Below are 23,128 nucleotides of genomic sequence, written 5' to 3' on the forward strand. Positions count from 1 at the left end.
GACGCGACGTGAATACTTAAATGACACCCTGTAATGATGAGCAATTTCAGCGGTTTTGAACAGGCGGATTCTGCCTGTAAATCTGCTGAGCGTATTAGAAAAAAATGTGATACAACAAACAAAGCAACACGCAAACGATTAAATTCACAACACAGACCGCAGGAAAGGGTCACTATAATGATTCCACAAATTTCTCAGGCGCCAGGTGTCGTTCAACTGGTGCTCAATTTTTTGCAGGCGCTGGAGCAGCAAGGATTCACGGGTGATACGGCAACGAGCTATGCCGATCGTCTGACAATGTCGACGGATAACAGTATTTATCAGCTGCTTCCTGATGCTGTCGTTTTCCCTCGTTCAACCGCAGATGTGGCGCTAATCGCCCGTCTGGCGGCAGAACCGCTTTTCTCGTCGTTGATTTTTACCCCACGCGGCGGCGGTACCGGGACCAACGGTCAGGCGCTGAATCAGGGCATTATTGTTGATATGTCCCGCTATATGAGCCGCATTATTGAAATCAACCCGCAAGAAGGTTGGGTGCGGGTAGAAGCCGGGGTGATAAAAGACCAGCTCAACCAGTTTCTGAAGCCATACGGCTATTTCTTTGCCCCCGAATTATCCACCAGTAACCGGGCAACGCTCGGCGGGATGATCAACACCGATGCGTCCGGGCAAGGATCGTTGGTTTACGGTAAAACTTCCGATCATGTGTTGGGCATCCGTGCGGTGCTGATGGGCGGTGATATTCTGGATACCCAGCCCATGCCGGTCGAGCTTGCCGAAATGCTGGGTAAAAGCAATACCACGATTGGCCGTATCTATAAGACCGTTTATGAGCGTTGTCGTGATAACCGACAGCTGATCATGGATAAATTCCCGAAACTTAATCGCTTCCTGACGGGTTACGATCTGCGGCACGTCTTTAACGATGAGATGACCGAATTTGATTTAACCCGCATTCTTACCGGCTCTGAAGGTACGCTGGCGTTTATCACCGAAGCCCGCCTTGATATCACGCCACTGCCCAAAGTCAGACAGTTGGTTAACGTTAAGTACGATTCGTTTGATTCGGCGTTGCGTAACGCGCCGGTGATGGTGGAAGCGCGCGCACTGTCGGTAGAAACCGTCGACTCCAAAGTACTCAATCTGGCGCGTGAAGACATCGTCTGGCACTCGGTAAGCGAACTGATTACCGATGTAGCGGATAAAGAGATGCTGGGCCTGAATATTGTCGAGTTTGCCGGTGACGACGAAACCTTGATTAATTCGCAAGTCAGCGCACTCTGCGAACGCCTGGATGGGTTAATCGCTCGTCAGGAAGCGGGCGTTATTGGCTGGCAGCTGTGTACCGAGCTGGCGGGTGTCGAACGTATTTACGCCATGCGTAAAAAGGCCGTCGGTCTGCTGGGCAATGCAAAAGGTTCAGCGAAGCCAATTCCATTTGCCGAGGATACCTGCGTTCCACCGGAGCATCTGGCTGACTATATTGCCGAGTTTCGCGCGCTGCTCGACAGCCATGGTCTGAGTTACGGCATGTTCGGCCACGTGGATGCTGGCGTGCTGCACGTCAGACCGGCGTTGGATATGTGCGACCCGCAGCAGGAAGTGCTGATGAAACGCATTTCTGATGATGTCGTCGCGCTGACGGCAAAATATGGCGGTCTGTTGTGGGGTGAGCACGGGAAAGGTTTCCGTGCGGAATACAGTCCAGCATTTTTCGGTGATGAACTGTATCGTGAACTGCGCAAAGTGAAATCGGTGTTTGATCCGCAAAACCGGCTCAATCCCGGCAAAATCTGTCCACCGGAAGACGTTGATGCGCCGATGATGAAAGTGGACGCGGTGAAACGCGGAACGTATGACCGTCAAATCCCGCTGGCCGTACGCCAGGAGTGGCGTGGGGCAATGGAGTGTAATGGCAACGGGTTATGCTTTAACTTCGATGCGAAAAGCCCCATGTGTCCGTCGATGAAAATCAGCCTTAACCGTATCCATTCTCCGAAAGGGCGAGCTACGCTGGTACGTGAATGGCTGCGTCTGTTGGCCGATCGCGGGATCGATCCTGTGCAACTGGAAAAAGAGCTACCGGAGAAACGCGCCAGTTTACGCACGCTGATTACCCGTACCCGCAACAGCTGGCATGCACGCAAGGGCGAATACGATTTCTCGCACGAAGTAAAAGAGGCGATGTCAGGGTGCCTGGCGTGTAAAGCCTGTTCCACACAGTGTCCGATTAAAATTGATGTGCCGGAGTTTCGCTCACGCTTCCTGCAGCTGTACCACACGCGTTATCTGCGCCCGTTGCGCGATCATATGGTGGCGACCGTTGAGAGCTATGCACCGCTAATGGCGCGGGCGCCTAAAACGTTTAACTTCTTCATCAATCAGCCGCTGGTGCGAAATCTGGCTAAAAAGCACATTGGAATGGTTGATTTACCGCTGTTGTCTGCGCCGTCGCTGCAACGCCAACTGGTGGGACATCGTTCCGCCAATATGACGCTGGAACAGCTCGAATTACTCAGCCTCGAGCAAAAAGCCCGTACGGTGCTGGTGGTGCAGGACCCTTTCACCAGCTATTACGATGCGCAGGTGGTCGCTGATTTTATACGTCTGGTAGAAAAACTGGGTATGCAGCCGGTACTGCTGCCGTTTTCGCCAAATGGCAAGGCGCAGCACATTAAAGGCTTTTTAAACCGTTTTGCCAAAACGGCGAAAAAGACATCCGAGTTTCTTAACCGTGTAGCGAAGCTGAATATTCCGATGGTGGGAGTTGATCCGGCGCTGGTGCTTTGTTATCGCGATGAATACAAGCTGGTGCTGGGAGAACTGCGGGGTGATTTCCATGTGCTGCTGGCCAACGAATGGTTATCGAAAGCTGTGGAAACACAGCAGTCAGTCGCTGTTGGCGGTGAACCGTGGTACTTCTTTGGCCACTGTACCGAAGTGACGGCTTTGCCGGGCGCGCCTGCACAGTGGGCGACTATTTTTGCTCGCTTTGGCGCAAAGCTGGAGAACGTCAGCGTGGGGTGCTGTGGTATGGCTGGCACCTACGGGCACGAAGTGAAAAATCACCAAAACTCATTGGGGATCTATGAGTTATCATGGCACCAGGCAATGCAACGATTGCCGCGTAACCGTTGTCTGGCTACAGGGTACTCCTGTCGCAGCCAGGTTAAACGCGTTGAAGGTACGGGCGTTCGCCACCCATTACAGGCACTGCTGGAGATTATAGGATGATCTGGAAACGTGAAGTCACACTCGAGGCGCTCAATGCCATGGGTGAAGGAAATATGGTTGGGTTGCTCGATATTCGTTTTGTGCACATTGGCGACGATACGCTGGAAGCGACGATGCCGGTGGACCATCGTACCAAACAACCCTTTGGGTTGTTGCACGGCGGCGCATCCGTGGTGCTGGCGGAAAGCATTGGTTCGGTAGCGGGATACCTTTGTACTCAGGGTGAGCAGAAAGTGGTGGGCCTGGAGATCAACGCCAACCATATCCGTTCTGCACGGGAAGGGCACGTCAGGGGCGTATGTCGTGCGTTACATACAGGTTCTCGTCACCAGGTGTGGCAAATAGAAATCTTCGATGAGCAGGGACGATTGTGCTGCACGTCGCGTCTGACGACCGCAATTTTGTGATGCATATTGCTTTTGGTCATTATCTGCACAGGGAATGGTGTTATACTGTGCAGGTTTTGAACACAAGCGAGGATGATATGTCTACCCAATTAGACCCGGCCCAACTGGCAATAGAGTTTTTACGTCGTGATAAAACCGATCTTTCACCGGCTCAGTACCTGAAAAGGCTGAAACAGCTTGAGCTGGAGTTTGCAGATCTGTTAGCACTCTCTTCAACTGAACTGAAAGAAGAGATCTATTTTGCCTGGCGCATGGGCGTTCATTGATTCCGGTATGCTTATCGTAACGAAACCCCGACATGCGTTCGGGGTTATTTTTTGCCTTAAATCTTCATTACCACTTCATCTCGCCACTGTTAACCTTCGCACTTAGTTCCAGCGAGCTTACGTCTGCAAGGCCTGGCCATGCTGCCGTCATGGTTTTAATCACATAGTCCGATCCTTTCTTCGCCCCTAGCGCCAGCTCAAACGACTGCAAATAGTCCTGAGTGAAGCGGATCGCTTTATCGCCGGTTGGGCGTTCACCAATGTAATGACCCGGGACCACCTGAGTGGGCTGTAAGCTCTGCATTTCGCTCAGCACGCTACGCCATGCACTACGTTGTTGTTCAGACTGTGTATCCGCCGTCCAGACATGAATACCTGAAGCCACGCCTGTGCCGCCAATAATGGCCCGATTCGCCGGGATCCAGATATACGCTGCATAATCGTTGGCGTGACGCAGTTCCAGCGTTTCGCCATCAACCGTGAACTGCGTTTGCGTAGTCGCCTGCGGAACGGTGAGCGATGTTGGCGCGCCGTCCTTCATTTGCGGGCCCCAGAACTGCAGCTTGGCCTCTTTGGTGGCGCGGATATGGTCTACCACCTGCGGCGTTGCCAGGACTTTTACCTGTGGGAAGGCTTTGACGATGGGTTGCAGACCAAAATAGAAATCCGGATCGCCGGAAGTGATCACGATAGCCTTCAGCGTTTTACCGCTGGCGCGAATCATCTGTACCAACTGTTCGCCATCTTTGGTGCTGAACTGGGCGTCAAACAAAATCGCCTCTTTTGGGCCAGAAACCAGCGTCGAAGAGACCGGAAAAATAGCTTTGTCCTGCGGATTATAGACGTCCAACTGTAGCGGCGCGGCGAAAGCTGAAGACGCAAACAGAGGTAACAGCAGAGCCAGAGTTTTAATTTTCATACCAGGTAACCTTGTGCAGGAAATTGTCTTTTGATAGTTCCCGTATTTTAAGGCAATTCGGATCTGTTAGAATTCCCTCATTAGGACATGCTGAGTTTCATAAAACGATCGGATGGGATGCAATGGACAGAGTGATGGCGGCAACGGTATTCAACCATATCTGTGATTTGGGCAGTCTGAGCGCTGCCGCGCGTGCGCTGGGGCTTTCCCGTCCGATGGTCAGTCGTTACCTTGACGAGATGGAAAAATGGGCAGGTGCAAGGCTTATCCATCGCTCATCGCGTCGCTTGACGATCACGCCAGCGGGTGAAGAGGCATTACTGAAGACGCGTTCTCTGGCGCAACTTTCGCTGGACATAGGTGCCGCCAGTGGCGCGCAAATTCCCTCCGGCACGCTACGTGTGGCCTGCGCCCATTTTACTGCCATGCATATTCTTGCTCCGGTTCTGCCGTCGTTTATGGAGCAATATCCGCAATTACGTATTGAGGTGGAGATCAATAATCAACCGGTAAGCCTTGTGGGGGAACGCATCGATGTGGCGATCCGCATAACGGAAAATCCCGAGCCAGGAACCATCGCCCGTCGGTTGGGCGACTGTAAATCGGTACTTTGCGCGTCCGCAGATTATTTGCATCAACATGGCACGCCTGAGACAATCGACGATCTCGCACGGCACAATTGCCTTTACTACAGCGGTTTTGCCGGACAATCCTGGCACTTTTTGGATGCTCAGGGGCAGTCTGTCTCCGTTGCAATCAAAGGGAATTTGAGTGCAGGGATCTCCTCGCTGCTCTGCGAGTCGGCGGTGGCAGGAATGGGGATCGCGTTGGTGCCAGAGCTGGAGGCGCAGGAAGGGCTGGCGCAGGGAAAGCTAATTCGATTACTGCCAGAACTTCAGCCTAAATGCCTGCCGATTTATGGTTTATACCTTTCACGTGAACATCAACCCGCAGGGCTACGCCTGCTGCTGGACACGCTCAGTGAGGCACAGTGTTAAATATGTGATTGAACGCGTTTATAAAAGAGTCAAACCGCAATTAGTGTTAAAAAAAACTAATCAGTGTATGAGATTATTCTTATCGCCCCTTCAAGAGCTAAGCCAATATGAGTGCCGGAGATAAGCGCCGGATGGGGCCGGAACCCTTAAGCCTGCCAACAAGCAGACTTAAGGGTTTTTTGTTGCTTGTTTATTATTTGAATTGTTTTTCCCTACCTTCATCCCCACCTATCCCTTAAATAGATATTTTCTATACATCTTTTGTCATTTGACCTGACTGAACGATTGGATTTTCATAATCCATTATTAATCAATGCATTGAACAAAATAATCCATCCCTGTAAACCCTCGTTGCAGGGTCTATGCTTAGTAAAAGTAGCCAAAAAGGGCGATTAACCCGAATGCCCCTGCTGTTGAGGGGTTGAAGTGATAATCATTATCACTAACATGATGTTATAGCTTTAAAGCTAGTGACTCGAGGTAACCCTATGGAATTGCATTCAGGAACATTTAACCCGGACGATTTTGCCTGGCGTGGACTGACGTTAACGCCAGCGGCTGCGGCGCATATCCGTGAGCTGGTGGCAAAGCAACCTGACATGTTGGGCGTACGGTTAGGCGTGAAGCAAACAGGGTGCGCGGGATTCGGCTACGTGCTGGATACCGTCCGCCAACCTGAAAAAGACGATCTGCTGTTTGAAACGGAGGGCGCCAGACTTTATGTGCCGTTGCAGGCGATGCCGTTCATTGACGGCACAGAAGTCGATTTCGTTCGCGAAGGATTAAACCAGTTATTTAAATTTCATAACCCGAAAGCCCAGAACGAATGCGGCTGTGGCGAAAGTTTTGGGGTATAGGCGGTACTATGTCTCGTAATACTGAAGCAACTGACGATGTCAACACCTGGGCTGGCGGGCACCTTAATTACAAAGAGGGCTTCTTCACCCAACTGCAAACCGATGAGCTGGCAAAAGGGATCAATGAAGATGTCGTGCGCGCGATTTCGGCAAAACGAAATGAACCCGACTGGATGCTGGAATTTCGCCTGAATGCCTTTAAAGCGTGGCTGACCATGGAAGAACCACACTGGCTTAAAGCGCATTACGACAAACTGAATTATCAGGAGTACAGCTATTACTCCGCACCTTCCTGCGGTAACTGCGATGAAACCTGTGCGTCTGAACCGGGAGCGGTACAGCAAACGGGCGCGAATGCATTTTTAAGCAAAGAGGTTGAGGACGCATTCGAACAGCTTGGCGTGCCGGTACGTGAAGGCAAAGAAGTGGCGGTTGATGCTATTTTCGACTCGGTATCGGTAGCGACCACCTATCGCGACAAACTGGCGGAGCAGGGCATTATTTTCTGTTCGTTCGGTGAGGCCATTCACGATCATCCTGAGCTGGTAAAACAGTACCTGGGCACGGTTGTCCCCGGCAATGACAATTTCTTTGCCGCGCTGAATGCGGCGGTGGCATCTGACGGCACGTTTATTTATGTACCGAAAGGCGTGCGTTGCCCAATGGAGCTGTCGACCTATTTCCGTATCAATGCGGAAAAAACCGGGCAGTTTGAACGCACCATTCTGGTTGCGGATGAGGGCAGCTACGTCAGCTATATCGAAGGTTGTTCAGCCCCGGTGCGCGACAGTTACCAACTACACGCGGCGGTGGTGGAAGTCATCATCCACAAAGATGCCGAAGTGAAATACTCCACGGTGCAAAACTGGTTTCCCGGCGATGGCAATACGGGCGGTATTTTGAATTTCGTCACCAAGCGCGCACTCTGCGAAGGCGAAAACAGCAAAATGTCGTGGACGCAGTCGGAGACCGGCTCGGCCATTACCTGGAAATACCCAAGCTGCATTTTGCGTGGCGACAACTCGATCGGCGAATTCTACTCAGTCGCGCTGACCAGTGGACATCAGCAGGCCGATACCGGCACCAAAATGATCCACATTGGCAAAAACACCAAATCGACCATTATCTCGAAAGGGATCTCCGCCGGACACAGTCAGAACAGTTATCGCGGCTTAGTGAAAATCATGCCGACCGCTACTAACGCCCGCAACTTTACCCAATGCGACTCGATGTTGATCGGTGCGGATTGCGGGGCACACACCTTCCCGTATGTGGAGTGTCGTAACAATAGCGCCCAGCTTGAACATGAAGCCACCACGTCGCGTATTGGTGAAGACCAGTTGTTTTACTGCCTGCAGCGCGGCATCAGTGAAGAGGATGCCATTTCTATGATCGTGAATGGTTTCTGTAAAGACGTGTTCTCTGAACTGCCGCTGGAGTTTGCCGTGGAAGCGCAAAAACTTCTCGCCATAAGTCTTGAGCACAGCGTCGGTTAAATTTTAAGGAAAGCACATGTTAAGCATCAAAGATTTACAGGTCAGTGTGGAAGATAAGGCGATCCTGCGTGGGTTGAGCCTTGAGGTTCGCCCCGGAGAAGTTCACGCCATTATGGGACCAAACGGTTCAGGGAAAAGTACGCTTTCTGCAACTCTCGCTGGACGGGAAGACTACGACGTCACTGGCGGAACGGTAGAGTTCAATGGCAAAGATTTACTGGAACTGTCGCCGGAAGACCGGGCCGGTGAAGGGATCTTCATGGCATTCCAGTATCCGGTGGAAATCCCTGGCGTCAGTAACCAGTTTTTCCTGCAAACGGCGCTGAATGCGGTGCGAAGTTACCGTGGCGAAGAGTCGCTGGACAGGTTCGACTTCCAGGACCTGATGGAAGAGAAAATTGCGCTGCTGAAGATGCCGGAAGATTTGCTCACGCGCTCGGTAAACGTCGGTTTCTCCGGCGGTGAGAAAAAACGTAATGACATTCTGCAAATGGCCGTACTGGAGCCTCAGTTGTGCATTCTTGATGAGTCAGATTCCGGCCTGGATATTGATGCGCTGAAAATCGTTGCGGATGGCGTGAACTCGCTGCGTGACGGGAAACGCTCATTCATTATCGTCACTCACTATCAGCGCATCCTGGACTATATCAAACCCGATTTTGTTCACGTTCTCTACCAGGGGCGAATTGTGAAGTCCGGCGATTTTACGCTGGTCAAACAACTGGAGGAGCAAGGTTATGGCTGGCTTAGCGAACAGCAGTAACGTGCTGCAACAGTGGCACCATCTGTTTGAGACGCAAGGGGAGACACGCTCACACCATGCGCAGCAGCACTTGCAACAGATGCTGCGTCTGGGGCTGCCAACGCGTAAACATGAGGACTGGAAATACACGCCGCTGGAGGGATTAACCAACAGCCAGTTTGTCAGTCATGTCGCTGAGATAACGTCAGCCCAATGTGCAGCGTTGTCGCCGACAATTGATGCTGTACGACTGGTGTTTGTTGACGGGCAATTCTTTCCAATGCTCAGCGACAGCACAGACGGTAGCGGTTTTGACATTACCATTGACGATGCGCGCCAGGCGCTGCCAGCGGCTATCCAACCGGAAGTGTTTTTGCACCTTACCGAAAGCCTGTCCCGTAGCGTAACGCACATTCAGGTGAAGCGTAACCAGCGCCCCGCGAAACCGCTGCTGCTGCTGCATATAACCCAGGGGCTGGCGGGCGACGAGGTGAATACGGCGCACTATCGCCACCATCTGGAGCTAGCGGAAGGCGCAGAAGCCACCGTCATTGAACACTATGCCAGCCTCAGCGAGCGTCGCCATTTCACTGGCGCACGCTTAACGATGAACGTCGCGGCAAACGCCCATTTGCGCCATATAAAACTGGCGTTCGAAAATCCGCTCAGCCACCACTTCGCGCATAATGACATTCAATTGGGCGCGGATGCTACTGCCGTTAGCCACAGTTTCTTGCTTGGTGATGCGGTATTGCGCCATAACACCAGTACGCAGCTTAACGGCGAAAACACCACGCTTCGGCTGAACAGTCTGGCGATGCCGGTGAAAAATGAAGTCTGTGATACACGGACCTGGCTTGAGCACAATAAAGGGTATTGCAACAGTCGCCAGCTGCATAAAACGATTGTCAGCGATAAGGGGCGGGCGGTATTCAATGGTCTGATCAACGTCGCCCAGCACGCTATCAAAACCGACGGTCAGATGACCAACAATAATCTGTTGCTCGGAAAGCTGGCGGAGGTGGATACCAAGCCACAGCTCGAAATCTACGCCGACGACGTGAAATGCAGCCACGGGGCGACGGTAGGACGGATCGACGACGAGCAGATGTTCTATCTGCGTTCACGCGGAATCGGTCAGCAGGATGCTCAACACATGATTCTCTATGCGTTTGCCGCTGAGCTGACGGAAGCCCTGGGCGATGAAACGCTGAAACAACAGGTACTGGCGCGGATCGCCCAACGCTTGCCGGGAGGCGCAGCATGACATTTCCCATTGAAAAAGTACGGGCAGACTTTCCGGTCCTGACGCGTGAAGTGAACGGTTTACCGTTGGCGTATCTGGACAGCGCTGCCAGCGCGCAAAAACCCAATCAGGTGATTGATGCCGAGGCCGAGTTTTATCGTCACGGCTATGCGGCGGTCCACCGCGGTATTCATACGCTGAGCGCCCAGGCCACGGAAAAAATGGAAAATGTGCGCAAGCTTGCCTCGTTGTTTATTAACGCCCGCTCAGCGGAAGAGCTGGTGTTTGTTCGTGGTACGACGGAAGGCATCAATCTGGTGGCGAACAGCTGGGGCAGCAGCAATGTGCGAGCGGGCGATAACATTATCATCAGCGAAATGGAGCACCACGCCAATATTGTGCCCTGGCAGATGCTGTGTGCCCGCGTAGGGGCAGAGCTGCGTGTTATTCCGCTCAATGCCGATGGTACGTTGCAGCTGGAGACGCTGCCGACGCTGTTTGACGATCGTACGCAACTTCTGGCGATTACCCACGTTTCTAACGTGTTGGGTACCGAGAACCCGTTATCGGAAATGATTGAGCTAGCGCATCAATACGGCGCAAAAGTGTTGGTGGATGGCGCGCAGGCGGTGATGCATCATCAGGTGGATGTCCAGGCACTGGATTGCGATTTTTATGTTTTCTCCGGGCATAAACTTTATGGACCAACCGGTATTGGCGTTCTGTATGCCAGAGAGTCGCTGTTGCAGGAGATGCCACCCTGGGAAGGCGGTGGTTCAATGATTGCGACGGTGAGTTTGAGTCAGGGAACAACGTGGGCCAAAGCCCCCTGGCGTTTTGAAGCCGGAACGCCAAACACCGGAGGTATTATCGGACTCGGCGCGGCTATTGAGTATGTTTCAGCACTGGGGCTTACTGAAATCAGCGAATATGAACAGTTCATGATGCGCTATGCATTGGAGCAGCTGGCAGATGTACCTGATTTGACGCTCTACGGGCCGGATAACCGCCTGGGTGTGATTGCATTTAACCTTGGTAAACATCACGCCTTTGACGTCGGCAGTTTTCTTGATAACTATGGAATAGCCGTGCGGACGGGACATCACTGCGCTATGCCGCTGATGGCCTACTATAACGTTCCTGCTATGTGCCGGGCGTCGATTGCAATGTACAACACCCATGAAGAAGTGGATCGCCTGGTAACGGGCCTCAAGCGTATTCATCATTTACTGGGCTAACAGGGAGGCGTTATGGCTGCGCTACCGGATAAAGAAAAGTTGTTGCGTAATTTTCTGCGTTGCGCTAATTGGGAAGAGAAATACCTGTACATTATTGAGCTGGGTCAGCGTTTGCCGGAATTAAACGACGACCTACGCTGCCCGGAAAATAGCATCCAGGGATGTCAAAGTCAGGTATGGATTGTTATGAACCAGAATGGCGAAGGGATTATTGAATTACAGGGCGACAGTGATGCGGCAATTGTTAAAGGACTTATTGCCGTGGTATTCATTTTGTATGATCGCATGACGGCCCAGGATATTGTGAATTTTGATGTGCGTCCGTGGTTTGAAAAAATGGCGCTCGCACAGCACCTCACACCGTCTCGTTCACAAGGGCTGGAGGCGATGATTCGGGCTATTCGCGCCAAAGCCGCAAGTCTTAGCTAAACTGATAAAACACGTTAACTTTCAGACCGACTTGAAAGCGTTCGTGTAAGGCAACGCAGTGACTCGTAAGCCGGATTGGGCGCTCGCCGCGGTCCGGCAAGAACGCCAGGGGGGTGAGTGAGTATGAAACGCGCGTCTGTTATTACGTTAATGCTAATCGGCGCTTACAGCGCTATTCAGGCCGCATGGGCGGTCGATTATCCTTTGCCCCAGGCGAATAGCCGCCTTGTTGGGCAAAACCAAACCTACACCGTGCAGGAAGGCGATAAAAACCTACAGGCGATAGCCCGTAAGTTTGATACCGCTGCCATGCTGATCCTTGAAGCCAACAATACTATTGCCCCCGTACCTAAACCCGGAACCCTGATTACTATTCCCTCACAATTACTGCTGCCGGATGCACCACGCGAAGGCATTATTGTGAATCTGGCGGAACTGCGTCTGTATTACTTCCCGCCGGGAGAGAATATTGTTCAGGTATTCCCAATTGGTATCGGTTTGCAGGGGCTGGAAACGCCGGTAATGGAAACCCGGGTTGGGCAGAAAATCCCGAATCCTACCTGGACCCCTACACCAGGCATCCGTAAACGCTCTCTGGAGCGCGGCATCACATTACCGCCTGTTGTACCTGCCGGGCCAAATAACCCGTTAGGACGCTTTGCACTGCGTCTGGCGCATGGAAACGGTGAGTATCTGATCCATGGCACCAGCGCGCCGGACAGCGTGGGCCTGCGTGTGAGTTCTGGTTGTATTCGCATGAACGCGCCGGACATTAAAGCACTGTTTGCTCAGGTCCGCACAGGCACGCCGGTCAGGGTGATTAATGAGCCGATAAAATATTCGATTGAGCCAAACGGCATGAGGTATGTCGAAGTGCATCGACCGCTGTCGCCGGAAGAGGAACAAAACGTCCAGACCATGCCGTATGTGCTGCCAGCCGGATTTACCCAGTTTAAAGACAATAAAGCGGTGGATAACAATCTGGTGGAAAGGGCGTTGTATCGTCGCGCAGGTTATCCAGTCACCGTCACTGCCGGGCAAGCATCGGTCGCGAGCAATGGGCCAGAAGTGAAGTCTGCGCAAAATGGCGTGCCGGGAGGAGATGCTGAGGTACGCGCTACGCAATAACAGGGAAGGGGAATTCAGAGCAAAAAAAATGGCGCACAAAGTGCGCCATTTTTATTACACAGATACTATTACTTGCGGTATTTAGTAGCTGCGTTGTCCAGACGCTGGTTAGCGCGAGCTGCGTCATCTTTAGCAGCCTGAACGTCGGAACGCATTGCGTTCACGTCGTTGCTCAGCTGGTCAACTTTAGCGTTCAGAGTCTGAACGTCAGAAGACAGCTGATCGATTTTAGCGTTGCTGGAGCAACCTGCCAGCAGAGTAGAACCCAGGATTACCGCGCCCAGTACCAGTTTAGTACGATTCATTATTAATACCCTCTAGATTGAGTTAATCTCCATGTAGCGTTACAAGTATTACACAAACTTTTTTATGTTGAGAATATTTTTTTGATGGGAATGCACTTATTTTTGATCGTTCGCTCAAAGAAGCATCGAATTGTGCAAAAACGGCTAAAAACCCGAGTGAAAACAGAAAGCTTCCATCGGATTCATCTTAGATAATCACGGATTAGATAGTGAAATCCGATTTGATTTTTTATTAATTGTGGCTATCGATAAAATAAAAAAAGCGCCACCAGGGCGCTTTTTTAAGCAAATTAATTCGCGATGGAATTATTACAGCACGTGAACGGATGCGGTGTTGGTGGTGCCGCTCGGAACCAGTGCACCAGAAACCATAACCACAACGTCACCTTTTTGAGCCAGACCGCTTTCCAGAGCGACTTCTTTACCCAGACGATAGAAATCATCGGTAGAGCTGATTTCTTTAACCACCTGTGCAACAACGCCTTTGCTCAGCACCAGCTGACGCGCGGTAGTTTCGTTGGTGGTCAGCGCCAGGATGGTGGCATCCGGGAAGTATTTACGTACTGCGCGAGCAGATTTACCACCCTGGGTTGCGACGACGATCAGCGGCGCGTCCAGTTTTTCAGCAGTTTCAACCGCGCCACGGCAAACGGCTTCGGTGATGCGCAGTTTGCGGCTGTCGTTGTTGAAGTCCAGACGGCTGGTCATCACACGGTCAGTACGCTCACAGATGGTCGCCATGATGGTAACGGCTTCCAGAGGGTATTTACCTTTTGCAGACTCGCCAGACAGCATTACTGCGTCGGTACCGTCGAGGATGGCGTTCGCTACGTCACCGGCTTCAGCGCGGGTCGGACGCGGGTTTTTGATCATGGAGTCCAGCATCTGGGTCGCAGTGATAACGACTTTACGTGCACGGATACATTTTTCGATGATCATCTTCTGCGCGAAGATAACTTCTTCAACCGGGATCTCAACGCCCATATCGCCACGCGCAACCATGATGCCGTCAGACGCTTCGAGGATTTCGTCGAAGTTGTTCAGGCCTTCCTGGTTTTCGATTTTGGAGATGATCTGGATGTTTTCGCCGCCGTGCGCTTTCAGGTGCTCACGGATTTCAACGACGTCAGAACGTTTACGGATAAAGGACGCTGCAACGAAGTCAACGCCTTGCTCGCAACCGAAGATCAGGTCTTGTTTGTCTTTTTCAGCCAGTGCTGGCAGCGCGATGGAAACGCCCGGCAGGTTAACGCCTTTGTTTTCGCCCAGGTCGCCGTTGTTCAGCACTTTACAGATAACTTTGTTACCTTCGATAGCGGTAACTTCCATGCCGATCAGACCATCGTCAACCAGAACGGTGTTGCCGACGGACAGATCTTTAGTGAAGCCTTCATAAGTAACAGCAACGATTTCGTTGTTGCCTACGACAGATTTGTCGGTGGTGAAGGTGAAGGTCTGGCCCGCTTTCAGGGAAACGTCGTTACCGCCTTCCAGTTTGATGGTACGGATTTCCGGACCTTTGGTGTCGAGCAGGATTGCGGCTTTCTTGCCGGTTTTGCTCATGACGTTGCGCAAGTTCTTGATGCGCTGACCGTGTTCTGCGTAGTCGCCGTGGGAGAAGTTCAGACGCATGACGTTCATGCCCGCGTCCAGCATTTTGGTTAACATCTCTTCGGATTCGGTTTTCGGACCGATGGTGCAAACAATTTTCGTCTTTTTCATGACAGTCTTAGTCTTTAAGTTGAGAAGGATATGGAAATCTGGCTCCCGCCGCGCACGGACGGGAAGCTAAACCTGAGTTACGAAAGTTGTGATGCCTCGCTCTAAGGATAGGTGACATCGAAAGAGCGTGCAGAGGAATGTGTGCTTGTGTTTCAGCCCAACGGGATGGTGAGTTTTGTAGTCGTTGAGTTTTACAGGTCAATGTGCTGAAACCATTCAAGAGACAATTGGCGCGCATTATACGCTGAAAATTATCAAAAAGGAAAATGGAAACAGCGTTTCAAAACACTTCTGTGCAGTTTTACAATAAATATTCATTAATTTATTCATCGGTATGGATAAAGAGGTTATCGGGCGTTGCGTTCTATTGCGCAACAAACTGCATTTAACATCCTGATGACTATGTTTTATACGGTTGACGTTGATCTTGTACTATATTTCTAAAAGTTATATCAAATTCGTTTTAATTCATTCTAAAAGCCAATTCCACTGATTACACTCGTTTGGACATCCATACTGCTAAACAGCTAAAAGCGATAGCAGAAGAACAATAAGCAGCGGATACCCAAACGACATGATTGTCCTGAAAAATATTTCGAAAGTGTTTACGCCAGGCAGGCTTGCCATCACCGCTGTCGATAACGTCAATCTGACGGTTGAACAGGGGCGGATTTATGGAATTATTGGTTACAGCGGGGCAGGTAAAAGCACCTTAATTCGTTTGCTCAATGGTCTCGAAAAACCGACCTCCGGCAGCGTGACGATTAACGGCCACGATATCTCTGCCGCCAGTGGGGAATCGTTACGCCAGGCGCGACTGAAAATCAGCATGGTGTTTCAACACTTCAATTTGCTGTGGTCGCGGACCGTTAGCGAAAATATTGCTTTCTCTATGCAAATCGCCGGTGCGTCCAAAGCGTCCATCAAAGCGCGGGTTGCTGAACTAATTACGCTGGTTGGGCTGAGCGGTCGTGAAAATGCGTATCCTTCCCAGCTCAGCGGTGGGCAAAAGCAGCGTGTAGGAATTGCCCGCGCGCTGGCGAACAATCCGGATGTCCTGCTGTGTGACGAAGCCACCTCGGCGCTGGATCCGCAAACTACCGATCAGATCCTCGATTTACTCCTCGATATTAACCGTCGATTCAAATTGACCATTGTGCTGATCACTCATGAAATGCACGTAGTACGCAAAATCTGCGACCGCGTCGCGGTAATGGAAAACGGCAAGGTCGTTGAGGAAGGTGATGTGCTCAGCGTCTTTACCCATCCTCAGCAGCCTATTACCCGACAGTTTGTTCGTCAAGTGAGCCAGTACACCGAAGAAGACGAGTTTAATCCGCAACTGGCAAGCGAGTTGGGTGGGGTGGTTATCAAATTAACCTTTACCGGGCAACGTACCCATCGGCCTGTGGTTGGGGAATTGACCCTGCGCTATGGCCTGCCGTTCAACATCTTGCACGGCAAGATGACGCAAACCGCACACGGCGTGTTTGGTCAACTTTGGGTGCACGTGGTGGCCTCTGAGGAACAATTGAACAATATTTTGGCCGACCTGCGCCAGAGCGACATTGAAGGCGAGGTGATTCAACATGGCTGAAGAACTGTTTCCCCATCTGAAGTGGGATCAACTGTTAGCGGCAACCCAGGAAACGCTGTATATGACAGCTCTTTCGGGGGCGGCGACCTTTATCCTGGGCATCGCGCTTGGCCTGGCGTTGTTCCTGACAGCGCGCGGCGGATTATTCCCTAATCGCGCGGTATATAGCGCTATTTCACTGGTGGTGAATATCTTTCGTTCGATCCCATTCATCATTTTGATCGTGCTGCTTATCCCGTTTACCAAAGCGATGGTAGGCACCATTCTCGGCGCCAATGCCGCGTTGCCTGCGCTGATCGTGGGGGCCGCGCCGTTTTATGCGCGTCTGGTCGAAATCGCTCTGCGTGAAGTGGATAAAGGCGTTATTGAAGCGACGCGTTCGATGGGCGCACGGCTGAGCACGCTTATTTTTCGAGTTTTACTGCCGGAATCCTCTCCTGCTCTGGTGTCCGGGATCACCGTGACGCTAATTGCGCTGGTGAGCTACAGCGCGATGGCAGGGGTAATTGGTGCCGGTGGTTTAGGGAATTTGGCCTATCTGGAAGGATTCCAGCGCAACCACAGCGACGTCACGCTGGTGGCGACGGTGACGATTTTGCTCATTGTCTTCATCATCCAGCTTTGCGGCGATGTGATCACCTCTCTGTTAGATAAACGCTAATAAAATACGGAAACCATTATCATGAAAAAATCACTGACGTTACTCGCTGCAGCAACCTTAAGCGCCCTGAGCTTTGCCTCCTGGGCTGATACTCTGACCGTTGGCGCGTCTAATGTGCCGCATGCGGAGATCCTTGAACAGGCCAAACCGATTCTGGCGAAGCAGGGGATCGATCTGGAGATTAAACCGTTCCAGGATTACATTCTGCCGAACACTGCGCTGGCTGGCCGTGAGATTGACGCCAACTACTTCCAGCATATTCCGTACCTGAACAGCGTGATTAAAGATCATGCAGGCGATAAAACGTATGACTTCGTCAGCGCCGGAGCGATTCACATTGAGCCGATTGGTATCTATTCGAAAAAAGTGAAATCGCTTAAAGATCTACCGGAAGGCGGCAAAGTCATTATGCGTGATGCGGTATCTGAGGAGGGCCGAATTCTGTCGATTTTCGAAAAAGAGGGAGTGATCAAGCTGAAGCCGGGCGTGGATAAAGTAACCGCGCGCATTAGCGATATCGTCGAAAACCCGAAAAAGCTGAAGTTCCTGCCAAACGTGGAAGCCGCGCTGTTACCGCAGATGTATAACAACGACGAAGGTGATGCGGTGGTGATTAACGCCAACTACGCAATCGACGCCGGGCTGGATCCAGTGAAAGATCCTATTGCCGTTGAAAGTGGTGAAAACAACCCGTATGCCAACATCATTACCGTGCATCGTGGCGACGAGAAGAAAAAGGATATCGTAGCGCTGGTTGATGTCCTGCATTCAAAAGAGATCCAGGACTGGATCCGTACTAAATATAAAGGTGCGGTGATCCCGGTAAACAACTAATCCGCTTTTTGCCGGGTGGCGGCAGTGCTTTACCCGGCCTACGATGTCCTGTAGGCCGGGTAAAACGCGTTCGCAATGCCATGCGGCACCAGAGCTACACTCGCTCAATTCTCGCGGGCAACCCCTGACGCACCGACGCACCCGACACCCAGTCAAGCCAGGTATTGGCTACCTGTCGGGTTGGGTCCGCAAAACCCAACTCGTTGAGATTAATCCCCGACTTAATCTGCTCATCAAACGCCATCGGCTCACCGTCGAGGGTATGCCGTGCCGCGCCCATTTCTTTATGTCCGTAACCATGTTCAATGGCGATGACACCCGGCATGACGCCATGCAGCAGGCTTATCTGCGCTTGCGCCTGACCGCCTGGGGTAGTGATACGCACGATATCGCCGTGTGCTAAGCCATACCGCTGACCATCCTGTGGATTGAGCGCCACCAGATTAACCGGCTTCAGATGATGAAGGCGTGGGATCACCGCCGTGGCGCTGGACATGGTATTGGATTTGAAGGAAATCAGTTTCAACGGCCACTCTTGTTCCGGGAACAACTCCTCGACCGCACGTCCATCTGACAGACGTGATGGATACCAGGCCGGGCAGCCGCTGTAGCGCTCGCCGGTAATCGCATGGCGGTGCGCGGCGACGTTCGCATTCCAGATTTGGAGCGGTTTTTCCCAAGCATTGCCGACGCGGTTATCAACTCGCCCGCTGTTGTCCGGCGCAAAGCGCCCGCCGCGGGAGTAGATAAACGCCACTCGGCTGATTTCATCGGTTTTCAACGTTTGGGTCATCACAGGCATGATCCGCTGGACCCCGGTCAGCGCTATGTCTTCCGGCTGTGCCTCAGCAACCGGAGCTTTGCCCATAAACGCAATATTGGCCGCGAGACGCAGGTAGTAATCTTCCGCACGGTTCAACGGATAGTGATTACCTTGCGGATCGGTAATTGCATTGTCGCCGAATCCAGGTAGCCCGATGCGCTTTGCCACTGCGATACAGAAAGACTCCATCGAGGCCGGTTGACCGTCAACCGTGAGGCTGGTCGCCGATCTGACAACTGGCCAACGCGCGGTGGTGGCTTTGCTGGCCACGCCCGCCCACGGAGCGCTGAATCCCCAGCTTTCGAAGTTGTGGGTATCCGGCACGATGTAATCTGCCAGCGCCGTGGTTTCGTTCATAAAGGCGTCAATGGCAATAAACAGCGGCAAGCGAGCAGGATCCTTGAGCTTTTCTTCCGCCACGCCGCGTAATCCCGCAATGCCGTAAAACGGGTTGGTCATGTTGGAGATCCAGGCTTTCAGCGGATAAGGGTAACCTTCAAGCGCCGAGACGAGGAGTTCGGTAAGCTGACCGGCGACAAACGGATACCAGGGGGCTTTAGCCGGGAAGGGGGATTGTCCGGCTGCGACCTTATTGCGGTACTCTTCGGAAGACTCATAAGCGGTTTTACTGCGCGCGATGCTTAATCCTTTCGGTTTTACCTTCCCGGCGAAGCTGTCCATGTTGTAGCGCGGACCGTCGGTGGCACCATTGAATTTTCCGCCACCAACAAACACGCCGCCTTCAAGGCTGAGGTTGCCAATCAACGCATTGAGCATCATCACCGACCAGGCGTTATAAAATCCATTACCTGCCATCATACCGCCGTGCGTGATCACCGCCGCTTTACGCCCGTGGCGGGTGAATGCGTCGGCCAGAGCGCCAATGTCTGCTTCTGACACCCCACACTGCTGGCTGTACTGCGTTAGCGACAGTTTCTCTGCGGACTCACGCAGACACTGGAAGCTGCTTTTTACCGTTACCGTCTGCCCGTCAGCCAGCTTCACCTTGCGGGTAACAAACAGCTGCGCACGCGGGCAACTGCTGGCGGCGGCAATCTCACCTGCCTCGTTGACGACCACCGGCTCCTGGGCGGCGTTTGCACTCAGATGGGCGAGGGTCAGGTGCTGTCCGGCAAGCGTTGGAATTTCATCGGTAATCACCAGATGTGTGGCGTTAGTCCAGCTTTTTTCTCCCGCCTGCTGCATGGCCTGCACGCCGGGAATAGCGAGATAATCAGCGTTATAGCGTTGTTTATCGATAATCCAGCTTATCATCCCCATAGCCAGCGCGGAATCGCTTCCCGGTCGTACGGGCTGCCAGTGGCCGCGATCGTCAGCCAGCACCGTGGTTAATGGCAGGGCTGGCGCCACCACAACATAGCGGAAGTCGTCACGTAAACGGGCGCTGGCCAGCTGACGGGCCTGGCGCTTAAACGGGTTGCCGGATTGCGCCGGAGAGGTACCCATAAACAGCGCGAATTCGACGTTATCCCAGTCGGGTTTCACGTGGGTATTTTTATCCAGATCGCCCATTAACGCGCCGGAACCGGCCCGATAGGCCAGGCCGCAGTAAGCGCCATGAGCACCGAAATTTTTACTGCCGAAACTGTTCAGCGCGAAGCGACGTAAAAAGGTATCACGTCCTTCATCGCTGGTATTGGTGACCAGCAGTTGATTGGATTTTGGGCCAAAGCCGGGATGTTTCGCATCAAGCGGTGTAGTGGGATCGTGGATGGCTCTCAGACCATCAACGTGGCCTTCACCAAACAAATCGCCACCTTCCACCACCTCTTTGATCAGCTGTTCGAAGCTGATGCGCTGCCATTTTCCTTCACCGCGTTTACCGACGCGCTTCATGGGCTCCAGTATACGTAGCGGGCTGTACAGACCTTCGAGTAAGGTTGCGCCACGGGCGCAGGCGGTAGAACGTGCGTCAAGACCTGACTCCCCGGCCAGCTGTTCCAATGCAGTGGCAAAGGGGACAGAGGCGTCTATATGGTGCTCGTGCGACAACGGATGATAAGGGTTGCCCGCAATGCGCAGCACTTTGCCTTGCTCAGTGTCAACGCGAACCCGTACACCACACTGCGTCCAGCAACCAAAGCACTGCGTCATCGAGATCACCTGCTGCGGGTTTTGCTGCCAGTGAGGCCGGGCGTTGGCTTCGGGGATGAGCGCGTTGGCAAAAATGCGGTCACGGGTAATTTTGCCCGAGGTTCCGTCCAACAAACCGTCTATTGCGCGCTTTGCCACATCCCGATAACTCAGGCCAAAAGTCACCATGCCACCTACGGCAAGGCCCACTTTAAGCCACTGACGACGGGTTAAATTAGCCATGTTGCATTCTCCTTGCGATCGCGTTCAGGGCTTCACGAACAATAATAATCAGTGCTATCCACAGGCCGAAGGTACCCACAATAGCCAGCCAGCCATCGGTGCCGCCGGGCAGGGTATAGGGATTAAACTGCGCGTTAAATTTCGGTACGGTCTGCACCTGGATGAGTAACGTCCAGCGCATTAGCCAGCACAGCGCCATAGCGCTAAAAGCGAGTAATATGCGCAGCGGTAGCGACAAGGGGTAACGTACAACCAACCCGCAAAGAGCAAGCGAAACAAGCCATAGCGCAACCCAACCGATAGCGTAGTGTTGTGCTGAAGAGGCAACATCCAGCCACTGACGGATAGCCGAACCGGAAAGCGTATTACCACTCGCCCAGATCGCCACCACGATAGCCAGCGCGATCAACGTGACCATTTGCCCCCACGCTAGCTTACGCGGTAGTGCGTCCTTGCTATTTGTCGTGGCAATAAGCAGGGCAAGAAATGTTTGCAGCGCGCTGAGGAACATCGCAACCGGAAAGGCGTAACTGAACCAAATGGGACGTGCCTGTACCACCGACACTTCACGGCCGGTGTAAACCAGCAATCCGATGGCGGACAGCGCGCTACCAAGTGCTAACCATTTTGTGACACTGTAACTTTTTAGCGTTAGCCGTTTCACATGCTGCGCCAGAAACCACAGACCTAAAAAACCGGTAAACAGCGGTAAAAACAGCGCGCCCCACGGCATCCAGGACCATGGCGTCGGATACGCATAGAAATGCCAGACGCGGGCGGTTTGGTGTAGATCAGCGGTCAGCGCCAGCGGCGCGGTAATCGCGCAGGTCAGGGCAATCAACAGCGTCAGATTCTCCAGGTCTGCCGTTTCTTTTTTGCGCCAGTGGAGAACGCATGCGAACAGCGCGGCGCAGGCGGCAATGCCGATGAAAAAGAAGTACTGTACGGCCCAGGGTAACCAGCTTACGTCCTGGGGATGGGCCAGAACCTCGTCGATAATCAGTGAATGGTTCATTTAAACCTCCTGCCAGAGAGCGGGTTGAGCTCGTCCCATCAATGGGGTGACAAACGCCTCATCCAGTCCCAGATAGAACACGTGAGGAGACGTACCGCTTTCCGGCTTCAGGACTTTGATGGCGTCATGGTGTTCATGCAGCATTTGTGAAATGCGGCTGTGCGGATCTTTAATATCGCCAATGATGCGCGCGCCGCCGACGCAGGATTCCACACAGGCCGGGAGCAGCCCTGCTTCGAGGCGGTGAACGCAAAAGGTACATTTATCGGCGGTTTGCGTTTCATGATTGATGAATCGCGCATCATAAGGGCAGGCCTGCACGCAATAGGCGCAGCCCACGCAGCGTGTGTTGTCGACCACCACAATGCCGTCTTCGCGTTGGAAAGTGGCCTGCACCGGGCAAACGGGCACGCAAGGGGGATTATCACAATGGTTGCACAGTCGCGGCAGCAGGACGTTGGTGACGCTTTGCTGACCTTCAATCTGTACTTGATACTGGTTGACGAGGGTACGAAATTCGCCCTGTGGCGTTTGGTTTTCAATGGCGCAACTGACGGTACAGGCCTGGCAGCCGATACAGCGTCGCAGGTCAACCAGCATGGCGTAGCGATGCTGTTGTGAGCCTTCCCGGCGTTCAGGCGAATAGGGAAATTGCGCCTGAGCCAGCGGAACCAGTGATGCCCCAGCGGTCAGGACGCCCAGTTGCTGGAGAAACTGCCGTTTACTGCTGTCCATATTTTCTCCCGTCACGATGCAACAACGAAACATTGGTCACGCCGTTGATTTGCGTGTGATGAATAAAGAATCTCAATGATTTACAGTGTAAAAATCGTGACGGGGTATACTCTATTGTGGTTAACCACATACCCGGCTT

21 protein-coding genes are annotated in these 23,128 nt (G+C 52.6%); 14 read left to right on the plus strand and 7 right to left on the minus strand.

Annotated features, from left to right (window positions below; all coding sequences use genetic code 11):
• Nucleotides 1–177: 177 nt before the first annotated feature.
• The 3 genes from ydiJ (at nt 178) to OGX92_RS19055 (ending at nt 3,907) form a co-directional block, all read left to right on the plus strand.
• On the plus strand, nt 178–3,234 hold the full coding sequence (ydiJ, locus tag OGX92_RS19045; RefSeq protein ID WP_063941510.1) for a D-2-hydroxyglutarate dehydrogenase YdiJ: 3,057 nt from the start codon (nt 178–180) through the stop codon (nt 3,232–3,234).
• The gene (gene menI, locus OGX92_RS19050) at nt 3,231–3,641 is read left to right on the plus strand and encodes a 1,4-dihydroxy-2-naphthoyl-CoA hydrolase (RefSeq protein WP_003030541.1); all 411 of its coding nucleotides are present in this window, start codon (nt 3,231–3,233) and stop codon (nt 3,639–3,641) included. The genes ydiJ and menI overlap by 4 nt, the downstream gene beginning before the upstream one ends.
• Nucleotides 3,642–3,718: 77 nt before the next feature.
• Nucleotides 3,719–3,907 carry a YdiH family protein gene (locus tag OGX92_RS19055; protein ID WP_003030540.1) on the plus strand — a complete coding sequence of 63 codons (189 nt, stop codon included), beginning with the start codon at nt 3,719–3,721 and terminating at the stop codon, nt 3,905–3,907.
• 67 nt (nt 3,908–3,974) lie between these two features.
• Here OGX92_RS19055 and OGX92_RS19060 read toward each other — a convergent pair whose 3' ends face one another.
• Nucleotides 3,975–4,826, minus strand: a complete 852-nt coding sequence (locus OGX92_RS19060; RefSeq protein ID WP_149335772.1) for a Vmh family MBL fold metallo-hydrolase — start codon at nt 4,824–4,826, stop codon at nt 3,975–3,977.
• Nucleotides 4,827–4,948: 122 nt separating this feature from the next.
• On the opposite strand from OGX92_RS19060, the gene OGX92_RS19065 reads away from it, so the two are divergent.
• From OGX92_RS19065 to ldtE, 8 genes are all read left to right on the plus strand, one after another.
• Nucleotides 4,949–5,824: a LysR family transcriptional regulator gene (locus OGX92_RS19065; RefSeq protein ID WP_149335771.1), complete on the plus strand. Its 876-nt coding sequence runs from the start codon at nt 4,949–4,951 to the stop codon at nt 5,822–5,824.
• 488 nt (nt 5,825–6,312) lie between these two features.
• Nucleotides 6,313–6,681 (plus strand): Fe-S cluster assembly scaffold SufA, encoded by a 369-nt coding sequence (gene sufA, locus OGX92_RS19070; protein WP_003832645.1) that lies wholly within the window; start codon nt 6,313–6,315, stop codon nt 6,679–6,681.
• An 8-nt stretch (nt 6,682–6,689) separates the two neighbouring features.
• Nucleotides 6,690–8,177 (plus strand): Fe-S cluster assembly protein SufB, encoded by a 1,488-nt coding sequence (gene sufB, locus OGX92_RS19075; RefSeq protein WP_003832647.1) that lies wholly within the window; start codon nt 6,690–6,692, stop codon nt 8,175–8,177.
• Nucleotides 8,178–8,193: 16 nt separating this feature from the next.
• A complete protein-coding gene (gene sufC, locus OGX92_RS19080) occupies nt 8,194–8,940 on the plus strand; it encodes a Fe-S cluster assembly ATPase SufC (RefSeq protein WP_003832649.1) in 747 nt (248 codons plus the stop codon).
• Nucleotides 8,915–10,186 carry a Fe-S cluster assembly protein SufD gene (gene sufD / locus OGX92_RS19085; RefSeq protein ID WP_286586963.1) on the plus strand — a complete coding sequence of 424 codons (1,272 nt, stop codon included), beginning with the start codon at nt 8,915–8,917 and terminating at the stop codon, nt 10,184–10,186. The genes sufC and sufD overlap by 26 nt, the downstream gene beginning before the upstream one ends.
• Nucleotides 10,183–11,403 carry a cysteine desulfurase SufS gene (gene sufS, locus OGX92_RS19090; RefSeq protein WP_008784609.1) on the plus strand — a complete coding sequence of 407 codons (1,221 nt, stop codon included), beginning with the start codon at nt 10,183–10,185 and terminating at the stop codon, nt 11,401–11,403. Before sufD ends, sufS begins: the two co-directional genes overlap by 4 nt.
• Before the next feature lie 12 nt (nt 11,404–11,415).
• On the plus strand, nt 11,416–11,832 hold the full coding sequence (gene sufE, locus OGX92_RS19095; protein ID WP_191221551.1) for a cysteine desulfuration protein SufE: 417 nt from the start codon (nt 11,416–11,418) through the stop codon (nt 11,830–11,832).
• A gap of 123 nt (nt 11,833–11,955) precedes the next feature.
• On the plus strand, nt 11,956–12,960 hold the full coding sequence (gene ldtE, locus OGX92_RS19100) for a L,D-transpeptidase LdtE (RefSeq protein ID WP_003832656.1): 1,005 nt from the start codon (nt 11,956–11,958) through the stop codon (nt 12,958–12,960).
• A 68-nt stretch (nt 12,961–13,028) separates the two neighbouring features.
• Here ldtE and lpp read toward each other — a convergent pair whose 3' ends face one another.
• From lpp to ynhH, 3 genes are all read right to left on the minus strand, one after another.
• Nucleotides 13,029–13,265, minus strand: coding sequence for a murein lipoprotein Lpp (gene lpp / locus OGX92_RS19105; RefSeq protein WP_003029373.1), 237 nt, complete (start codon nt 13,263–13,265; stop codon nt 13,029–13,031).
• A 309-nt stretch (nt 13,266–13,574) separates the two neighbouring features.
• The gene (pykF, locus tag OGX92_RS19110) at nt 13,575–14,987 is read right to left on the minus strand and encodes a pyruvate kinase PykF (RefSeq protein WP_003029366.1); all 1,413 of its coding nucleotides are present in this window, start codon (nt 14,985–14,987) and stop codon (nt 13,575–13,577) included.
• 7 nt (nt 14,988–14,994) lie between these two features.
• Nucleotides 14,995–15,189, minus strand: coding sequence for a protein YnhH (gene ynhH, locus OGX92_RS19115; RefSeq protein WP_242637968.1), 195 nt, complete (start codon nt 15,187–15,189; stop codon nt 14,995–14,997).
• Between the two features lie 372 nt (nt 15,190–15,561).
• Between ynhH and OGX92_RS19120 the strand changes: the two genes are divergently transcribed.
• The 3 genes from OGX92_RS19120 to OGX92_RS19130 are packed head-to-tail and all read left to right on the plus strand — an operon-like array spanning nt 15,562 to nt 18,079.
• Nucleotides 15,562–16,584 carry a methionine ABC transporter ATP-binding protein gene (locus tag OGX92_RS19120; RefSeq protein WP_286586964.1) on the plus strand — a complete coding sequence of 341 codons (1,023 nt, stop codon included), beginning with the start codon at nt 15,562–15,564 and terminating at the stop codon, nt 16,582–16,584.
• Nucleotides 16,577–17,245, plus strand: coding sequence for a methionine ABC transporter permease (locus OGX92_RS19125; RefSeq protein ID WP_048214308.1), 669 nt, complete (start codon nt 16,577–16,579; stop codon nt 17,243–17,245). The genes OGX92_RS19120 and OGX92_RS19125 overlap by 8 nt, the downstream gene beginning before the upstream one ends.
• 21 nt (nt 17,246–17,266) lie before the next feature.
• Nucleotides 17,267–18,079, plus strand: coding sequence for a MetQ/NlpA family ABC transporter substrate-binding protein (locus OGX92_RS19130; protein ID WP_003029358.1), 813 nt, complete (start codon nt 17,267–17,269; stop codon nt 18,077–18,079).
• Nucleotides 18,080–18,173: 94 nt separating this feature from the next.
• Here the strand turns inward: OGX92_RS19130 and ttrA are convergent, their stop codons facing one another.
• From ttrA to ttrB, 3 genes are read right to left on the minus strand one after another with little or no spacing between them, the layout of a single operon-like run.
• The gene (gene ttrA, locus OGX92_RS19135) at nt 18,174–21,239 is read right to left on the minus strand and encodes a tetrathionate reductase subunit TtrA (protein WP_286586965.1); all 3,066 of its coding nucleotides are present in this window, start codon (nt 21,237–21,239) and stop codon (nt 18,174–18,176) included.
• Nucleotides 21,232–22,254 carry a tetrathionate reductase subunit TtrC gene (ttrC, locus tag OGX92_RS19140; protein ID WP_001016644.1) on the minus strand — a complete coding sequence of 341 codons (1,023 nt, stop codon included), beginning with the start codon at nt 22,252–22,254 and terminating at the stop codon, nt 21,232–21,234. The genes ttrA and ttrC overlap by 8 nt, the downstream gene beginning before the upstream one ends.
• Nucleotides 22,255–22,989 (minus strand): tetrathionate reductase subunit TtrB, encoded by a 735-nt coding sequence (gene ttrB / locus OGX92_RS19145; protein WP_226804182.1) that lies wholly within the window; start codon nt 22,987–22,989, stop codon nt 22,255–22,257.
• Nucleotides 22,990–23,128 lie beyond the last annotated feature (139 nt).

This window comes from Citrobacter sp. Cpo089 (assembly GCF_030332695.1).
In the GTDB taxonomy this organism is placed as follows: domain Bacteria; phylum Pseudomonadota; class Gammaproteobacteria; order Enterobacterales; family Enterobacteriaceae; genus Citrobacter; species Citrobacter portucalensis.

Coding starts and splice junctions, on each gene's coding strand:
- ydiJ (WP_063941510.1), top strand. CDS start 178: ATGATTCCACAAATTTCTCAGGCGCCAGGTGTCGTTCAACTGGTGCTC.
- menI (WP_003030541.1), top strand. CDS start 3,231: ATGATCTGGAAACGTGAAGTCACACTCGAGGCGCTCAATGCCATGGGT.
- OGX92_RS19055 (WP_003030540.1), top strand. CDS start 3,719: ATGTCTACCCAATTAGACCCGGCCCAACTGGCAATAGAGTTTTTACGT.
- OGX92_RS19060 (WP_149335772.1), bottom strand. CDS start 4,826: ATGAAAATTAAAACTCTGGCTCTGCTGTTACCTCTGTTTGCGTCTTCA.
- OGX92_RS19065 (WP_149335771.1), top strand. CDS start 4,949: ATGGACAGAGTGATGGCGGCAACGGTATTCAACCATATCTGTGATTTG.
- sufA (WP_003832645.1), top strand. CDS start 6,313: ATGGAATTGCATTCAGGAACATTTAACCCGGACGATTTTGCCTGGCGT.
- sufB (WP_003832647.1), top strand. CDS start 6,690: ATGTCTCGTAATACTGAAGCAACTGACGATGTCAACACCTGGGCTGGC.
- sufC (WP_003832649.1), top strand. CDS start 8,194: ATGTTAAGCATCAAAGATTTACAGGTCAGTGTGGAAGATAAGGCGATC.
- sufD (WP_286586963.1), top strand. CDS start 8,915: ATGGCTGGCTTAGCGAACAGCAGTAACGTGCTGCAACAGTGGCACCAT.
- sufS (WP_008784609.1), top strand. CDS start 10,183: ATGACATTTCCCATTGAAAAAGTACGGGCAGACTTTCCGGTCCTGACG.
- sufE (WP_191221551.1), top strand. CDS start 11,416: ATGGCTGCGCTACCGGATAAAGAAAAGTTGTTGCGTAATTTTCTGCGT.
- ldtE (WP_003832656.1), top strand. CDS start 11,956: ATGAAACGCGCGTCTGTTATTACGTTAATGCTAATCGGCGCTTACAGC.
- lpp (WP_003029373.1), bottom strand. CDS start 13,265: ATGAATCGTACTAAACTGGTACTGGGCGCGGTAATCCTGGGTTCTACT.
- pykF (WP_003029366.1), bottom strand. CDS start 14,987: ATGAAAAAGACGAAAATTGTTTGCACCATCGGTCCGAAAACCGAATCC.
- OGX92_RS19120 (WP_286586964.1), top strand. CDS start 15,562: ATGATTGTCCTGAAAAATATTTCGAAAGTGTTTACGCCAGGCAGGCTT.
- OGX92_RS19125 (WP_048214308.1), top strand. CDS start 16,577: ATGGCTGAAGAACTGTTTCCCCATCTGAAGTGGGATCAACTGTTAGCG.
- OGX92_RS19130 (WP_003029358.1), top strand. CDS start 17,267: ATGAAAAAATCACTGACGTTACTCGCTGCAGCAACCTTAAGCGCCCTG.
- ttrA (WP_286586965.1), bottom strand. CDS start 21,239: ATGGCTAATTTAACCCGTCGTCAGTGGCTTAAAGTGGGCCTTGCCGTA.
- ttrC (WP_001016644.1), bottom strand. CDS start 22,254: ATGAACCATTCACTGATTATCGACGAGGTTCTGGCCCATCCCCAGGAC.
- ttrB (WP_226804182.1), bottom strand. CDS start 22,989: ATGGACAGCAGTAAACGGCAGTTTCTCCAGCAACTGGGCGTCCTGACC.